The sequence below is a fragment of the Streptomyces sp. NPDC043680 genome, assembly GCF_056436685.1.
This window is the reverse complement of the sequence record NZ_JBWKCE010000029.1, coordinates 48436-54834: the sequence shown is the minus strand read 5'-3', so window position 1 is coordinate 54834 and position 6399 is coordinate 48436. Positions and strand designations below refer to the sequence as shown.

Below are 6399 nucleotides of genomic sequence, written 5' to 3'. Positions count from 1 at the left end.
CGTCGACGCCTACCTCCGCCGCATCCGCGCCAAGCTGGGCATCAACAACACGGCCGAGCTGACCCGCCTGGCCATCTCCATGGGGCTGTGACACCGACTACGGCCCGCCGGCCGGCCCACTGAAGACCGGCCGGGCCCAGGCCGGAGGCTCCGGCGGCGGCTGTGACAGCGCCGCGGGATCCCCCGACCCCCCTGAAGGCCGGGGATCCGCCACGCCCGGCGGATCCCCGGCCTTGCCGCGCCCGCCACCGGTGGCGGCGCGCAGGGCCGCCACGAATTCCAGGCAGGAGCCGTAGCGGTCCTCGGGGACCTTCGCCAGGGCCTTGGCCAGCACCTCGTCGGCGGCGGCCGGGATGCCCGGCCGCCTCTCGCTCAGCAGGGGAGGCGGATCGTACTGGTGCGCCCACAGCAGCCGCGTCACGTCCTGGTCCCTCTCGAAGGGCGGACTGCCGGTGAGGCATTCGAACACCACGCAGGCGAGGCTGTAGAGATCGCACCTGCCGTCCACCGGCCGGCCGGAGATCTGTTCCGGCGCCATGTAGTCGAGGGTGCCGACGAACTCGCCCGCAGTGGTGAACCCGGTGAGCGCCAGCGACCTCTTCGTCAGGCCGAAGTCCGTGAGGTAGACGTATTCCGGGTGGTCGCTGTCCGTGCCGGCGGCAACCAGGATGTTGCCGGGTTTGACGTCCCGGTGCACCAGGTCGTGCTCATGGGCCGCGTCGAGCGCCGATGCCACCTGGGTGACGATGCGGAGGGCGGTCGCGACGGGGAGCGGACCTTCCCGGGCCAGCAGGGCGGCCAGGTCCGGCCCGGAGACGTAGCGCATGGCGATGTACAGGACACCGTCGGTCTCACCGGCTTCGAAGATCGGCACGATGTGCGGGTGGTCGATCTGCGCGGCCACGCGCGATTCATGGGTGAAGCGCCGGCGGAAGGTCTCGTCGCGGGCGCGCTCCGGGGCGATCAGCTTGAGCGCGACCGTACGGTCCAGGCGCAGGTCCTTCGCACAGTAGACGACGGCCATCCCACCGCGTCCGAGCATGCGTTCGATCCGGTAGCCCGCGATCTGCCGGCCGATCAGGCCGGAGGCCCGGCCCGTTTGCGGGCTCGGGCGCGATGCCGTGCCCATGCCGACCCCGTCCTCGATGGTGACAGGCCGCCTTCCCTACCTGAAAAGTCTAAGCAGTGATCCACACGCGTGCCCGTCGTGGCCGTGGGCCCCTCGGCCTGCGACGCGCACGTGGGGGGGGTCGCCCGGGCGGGCGGTCCGCCACCGGCCCTTCCGCTGTCTTCCGGCCTTACGCGTCCTGCCGCTCCCAGGGCGCCGGCCCGCTCCCGGCGGACCAGTCGAGCAGCGCCTCGCGGCCGAAGCAGAGGATGGCGCACTGGGCGGCGTACTCGGCCGCGGGCTGGGTGAAGTCGCTGGTGGTGACCACGACGGCGAGCTCCGCCCCGTGCACCGCGAAGCAGGTGCCGCCGAAGCGCTGCACGTCCTGTGAGCCGACCTTGTTCGTGGGGCAGTACCGCTTGCACTGGATGACGAGGAGCCTGCCGTCGGGAGCGGTGGCGAGTACGTCGGCGCCGAGGTCCCCCGCGCCGCCGACGACGCGTACGTCCCGGCAGCCGTCCCGCTCGCACAGCGCGGCGACCGCGCTCTCGAACGCGTCGGCGTCGAGCGCGTCGTAGTCGGGCATGCCCCCGGCGCCCCCGTCGCCCGTCTCGGGCCGACCGGCGTCCGGGTCCGGAGGCCGGGCCACCACCTCCGTGGTGTCCGCAGCAGCCTCCGCCGCGTCTTGGAGGGTCCTGGCCGCGCGGCGCGCCGCCCGGCGGATCCGCAGGCGCCGCCTGGTCGGGGCGGCGGCGCCTGCGGCCGTGCAGACCAGGACGGCGGTCAACGCCCCTGCAGGGTGTTCGGCGGCCGCGCCGGCCAGCACCCGTACGGTGGCCCCCGCCGCGCACACCGTCAGTGCGACGAGGGCGAACCACCATGCGGTGACGCGCGTGCTGAACCGGTACCGGCGTCTGCCCGGACGTACCGGGCGGACCGGTCGTGCCGGAACGGTCATCTGGTGCTCCCCCCGCCTCGTCAAGATCGTTCCTGACGTGTGCCCCGAAGGCCCCCGCTCAAGCGCGGGGGCCGTCCGGAGGGCGTGCGGAGGGCTGTACGGAGAGGCCGTACCGGGGTCAGCTCAACCAGGGCCGCCAGACGCGCTCGTTGCGCTCGACCCACTTCCTCGCCGCCTGCTGCGGCGAGAGCTTCTCCTCGGCGATCATCAGGGCCACCTCGTTCTGCTCCGCGGTGGTCCAGCGGAACTTCTTCAGGAAGGCGGCCGCCTTGCCTCCGGACTCGGCGAAGCGGGAGTTCAGGTACTTCTGCAGCGGTGTGTGCGGGTAGGCGCAGGCCACCTTCTCCGGGTCGTCCGCGCAGCCCTCGGTGTACTCGGGGAGCTTCACCTCGGTCATCGGGACCCGCTCGAAGAGCCACTGCGGCTTGTACCAGTAGGTCAGGAAGGGCTTGCCCTCCTTGGCGAACTGCTTGATCTGGGTGATCTGCGCCGCCTCGGAGCCCGCGAAGACGACTTCGAAGTCCAGGCCCAGGTTCTTCACCAGCGCCTTGTCGTTCGTGACGTAGGACGGGGAGCCGTCCATGAGCTGCCCCTTCCCGCGGCTCTCGGCGGTGCGCAGCTGGTCCGCGTACTTGTCGAGGTTCTTCCAGTCGGTGACGTCCGGGTGGGCCTCGGCGAAGTAGGTGGGGACGAACCAGCCGATGTGGCCCGTCACGCCGAGGTCGCCGCCGCGGGTGATCGTCTTCTTGCCCTCGACGTACCGCTTCTCCTGTTCCGGGTGGCCCCAGTCCTCCAGGATCGCGTCGACGCGGCCCTGGCTGAGGGCGTCCCAGGCCGGGACCTCGTCGACCTGGACGGTGTCCACGCGATAGCCCAGCTCGTGTTCGAGGAGGTAGGCGGCGACGGCGGTGTTCGCCTGGGCACCCACCCAGGACTGGACGGAGAGGGTGACGGTCTTCGCATCGTGCGCGGCGGCGTACGGGGAGGCCTGACGGGTCATGTCGGCCGCTCCGCAGCCGGTGAGCACGGCCAGTCCGGTCGCGGCGGCGAGCAGGGCGGCGCCGCGGCGGCCGCGTCTGCGGTGGAAGGGTCGGTTGCGCATCTCAGGCCTCCTTCGCGGGCTGGGTGACGCGGTCGAGCAGCAGGCCGAGGCACACGATCGCGGCGCCGGCCACGAGGCCGGTGGCCAGGTCGCCCTGGGCCAGGCCGAGGACGACGTCGTAGCCGAGCGCGCCGCCGCCGACCAGGCCGCCGATGATGACGACGGCGAGGACCAGGACCACGGCCTGGTTGACGGCGAGGAGCAATGCGGAGCGGGACAGCGGCAGTTGGACCTGCCACAGCTGCTGCGAGCGGGTCGCGCCCAGGGAGCGGGCGGATTCCAGCGCGGCCGGGTCCACCTCGCTCAGGCCCTGCGTGGTGATGCGGACGACGGCGGGCAGCGCGTACACGACCGCGGCGGCCGCGGCCGGTGCGCGGCCGACGCCGAACAGCGCGACCACGGGGATGAGGTAGACGAACTGCGGCAGCGTCTGGCACACGTCGAGCACCGGGCGCAGCAGCCGCTGTGCACGGGCGCTGCGGGCGGCGCCCACCGCGATCGCGAAGCCGAGCACGAGGGTGACGGCGACGGCCGCGAGGACCTGCGAGAGGGTATCGAGGGAGGCGTCCCACACGCCGAGTACCCCGACGGCGGCCAGGGCGAGGACGGCCGTGAGTGCGGTGCGCCAGGTGCCGACGAGCAGGGCGAGGGCCCCGGCCGCCAGCAGGAGCAGCCACCAGGGCGAGCCCTGGAGAACGCTGCGCAGGGGGTCCAGGATCCACCCGGTGAAGCCGGCGGCCCAGTCGGCGCTGCCGCCGACGACGGGCACCCCGGAGTAGAGGTGTGCGGTCATCCAGGCGACCGCCGCGTTCACGGGCTCCGCGATGGACAGGGTCCAGGAGGCGGGCCACAGGGACGTGCCCGCGATGCGGCCGGCGAGGCCGACGGCCACCGCCGTCAGGACGGTGAGCAGCCATCCGTACCAGCCGTCGAACACCCGGAGCAGCAGGGGACGTTCGCGTGCGGGATCGTCGGCGGCGCCGATCCGGTGGCCGGCCGCGTCGGCGGTGCGGTCGAGGACCACCGCGAGCAGCACGATGGGGATGCCGGCGGCCAGGGCGGCGCCGACGTCCACGGATGCGAGGGCCTGGTAGACGCGGTCGCCGAGGCCGCCCGCGCCGATCACGGAGGCGATCACGGCCATCGACAGGCCCGTCATGACGGACTGGTTGACGCCGAGCAGGAGGTGGCGGCGGGCGAGCGGCAGCCGGGCGGTCAGCAGCCGCTGGCGCCCCGTGGCCCCGAGTGAGGCTGCGGCCTCCAGCACGCCCGCGTCGGCCTCGCGCAGGCCGAGGGCGGTGAGGCGGGCCATCGGCGGGGCGGCATAGACCACGGTGGCCAGGACGGCGGCGGGTACGCCGATGCCGAAGACCAGCACCATCGGCAGCAGGTACGCGAAGGCCGGCAGGATCTGCATGGTGTCGAGCAGGGGGCGCAGGGCGCGGTCGGTGCGCGGGGAGAGCCCGGCGGCGAGGCCGAGCAGCCCGCCGACGGCCACGGAGGCGGCGACGGCCACGACCATCAGCGCGAGCGTCTGCATGGTCGGCACCCACATGCCGAGCAGCCCGCATGCGGCGAAGGCGGCGGCGCAGGTCAGGGCGAGCCGGAGGCCGGCCAGACGCCAGGCCACCAGGGCGGCCAGCGCGGTGACGCCGGTCCAGCCCGCGGCGAGCAGGACGACGTACACGGCCCGGACCGACACCACCACGGCGTTGCTGACGTGCCCGAAGAAGTAGAGGAAGAGCGGGTGGCTGTCGCGGTGGTCGATGATCCAGTCGCCCGCGCGGCCGAGCGGCTCCGACAGGTCGACGGCCAGGGCGGCGGGCCAGCTGCCGGAGGCGGGGAAGGCGACGGCGAGCGGGATCAGCACGGCGGCGGCCACGCAGAGCGGCAGGAGCAGTCCGCGGGCGGCGGGCAGGCCGTACAGGGAAAGGGCCCTGCGCGCGCGGCCCGGCGTACCGGTCCGGCCCGCGGTGGGCCGGTCGGTTCTGCGACCGGCCGCTGCGGAGCGGTCCGGGTTCCCGGTCCTGCCGCGCGACTGCGGGGCGCCCGGCCGGGAGGGTTCGCGTGCGGGGGCTGTGGCCGCGGTCATCCGTACCACCTCCCGGTGCCGGGGGCGGGGACGGCCGTGCGGGCGGTGCAGGTCATGCCGCCACCTCCCGACCGGTCGCGGCCGGAAGTCCGGCCACCACGGCGAGGAGTCCGGCCTCGTCGACGACTCCGAGGCACCGGCCGTGGTCGACGACCCGGGCCGGGCCGCCGCTGCGGACGACCGCCTCGATGGCGTCGACCACCGTGGTGGCGGGGGTCAGCGCGGGACCGTGCTCGGCCGCGTCGCCCGTGGCAGGGCGCATCGCGCTGCGTACGGTGAGGACCTGCTCGCGGGGGACGTCGCGGACGAAGTCCCGTACGTAGTCGTCGGCGGGCGAGCCGACGATCTCCTCGGGGGTGCCGAGCTGCACTATGCGGCCGTCACGCATCAGCGCGATGCGGTCACCCAGGCGCAGGGCCTCGGCGAGGTCGTGGGTGATGAAGACCATGGTGCGGCCCTCCTCGTGGTGGAGCCGGGCGACCTCGTCCTGCATCTCTCGCCGGATGAGCGGGTCGAGGGCGCTGAACGGCTCGTCGAAGAGGAGCACTTCGGGGTCGGCGGCGAGAGCCCGGGCGAGCCCCACGCGCTGCTGCTGACCGCCCGAGAGCTGGCCGGGGCGGCGGTCCTCAAGTCCGTCGAGGCCGACCTTCGCGACCATCTCGGCCGCCCTCTCCCGACGGTCGGCGCGGCTGACGCCCTGGATTTCCAGGCCGTAGGCGACGTTGTCCAGGACGCTGCGGTGCGGGAGCAGACCGAAGTGCTGGAAGACCATGGCGGCGCGGTGGCGGCGCAGGTCGCGCAGGCGGGCGGCGTCCATGGCGAGGACGTCCTCGCCGTCGAGGGCGAGGGTCCCGGCCGTGGGCTCGATCAGACGCGTGAGACACCGTACGAGGGTGGACTTGCCCGAGCCGGACAGGCCCATCACGACGAAGACCTCGCCCTTGCGGACGTCGAAGGTGACGTCGCGGACGGCCGCCGTGCAGCCGGTGCGCTCGCGCAGTTCCGCGGCGGGCAGCGAGGCGTTCGCGGAGCCGGGGACCTTGGCGGCCTCGCCCTTGGGGCCGAAGACCTTCCAGAGGCCCTCCACCGAGAAGACGGGCGCGTCGGCGGGTGTGCCGGGGGTGGTGGTCATGGTGCGG

At 73.8% G+C, this 6399-nt stretch carries 5 protein-coding genes; all 5 read right to left on the bottom strand.

Annotation, left to right across the window (positions count from 1 at the left end; translation table 11 throughout):
• Positions 1-97 precede the first annotated feature (97 nt).
• Positions 98-1129: a serine/threonine-protein kinase gene (locus AC0666_RS32695; protein WP_468969312.1), complete on the bottom strand. Its 1032-nt coding sequence runs from the start codon at positions 1127-1129 to the stop codon at positions 98-100.
• 169 nt (positions 1130-1298) lie between these two features.
• A complete protein-coding gene (locus tag AC0666_RS32690) occupies positions 1299-2066 on the bottom strand; it encodes a restriction endonuclease (protein ID WP_468969309.1) in 768 nt (255 codons plus the stop codon).
• A 118-nt stretch (positions 2067-2184) separates the two neighbouring features.
• Positions 2185-3168, bottom strand: coding sequence for an ABC transporter substrate-binding protein (locus tag AC0666_RS32685; RefSeq protein WP_468580690.1), 984 nt, complete (start codon positions 3166-3168; stop codon positions 2185-2187).
• A 1-nt stretch (position 3169) separates the two neighbouring features.
• Positions 3170-5260, bottom strand: coding sequence for an ABC transporter permease subunit (locus AC0666_RS32680; RefSeq protein WP_478708969.1), 2091 nt, complete (start codon positions 5258-5260; stop codon positions 3170-3172).
• A gap of 52 nt (positions 5261-5312) precedes the next feature.
• Complete coding sequence (locus AC0666_RS32675) at positions 5313-6392, bottom strand: quaternary amine ABC transporter ATP-binding protein (RefSeq protein WP_468581083.1); 1080 nt, start codon at positions 6390-6392, stop codon at positions 5313-5315.
• Positions 6393-6399 lie beyond the last annotated feature (7 nt).

What these genes read in the sequence shown, in the direction of transcription:
- AC0666_RS32680 (WP_478708969.1), bottom strand. Translation starts at nt 5,260, where the DNA reads ATGACCGCGGCCACAGCCCCCGCACGCGAACCCTCCCGGCCGGGCGCC.
- AC0666_RS32675 (WP_468581083.1), bottom strand. Translation starts at nt 6,392, where the DNA reads ATGACCACCACCCCCGGCACACCCGCCGACGCGCCCGTCTTCTCGGTG.
- AC0666_RS32685 (WP_468580690.1), bottom strand. Translation starts at nt 3,168, where the DNA reads ATGCGCAACCGACCCTTCCACCGCAGACGCGGCCGCCGCGGCGCCGCC.
- AC0666_RS32695 (WP_468969312.1), bottom strand. Translation starts at nt 1,129, where the DNA reads ATGGGCACGGCATCGCGCCCGAGCCCGCAAACGGGCCGGGCCTCCGGC.
- AC0666_RS32690 (WP_468969309.1), bottom strand. Translation starts at nt 2,066, where the DNA reads ATGACCGTTCCGGCACGACCGGTCCGCCCGGTACGTCCGGGCAGACGC.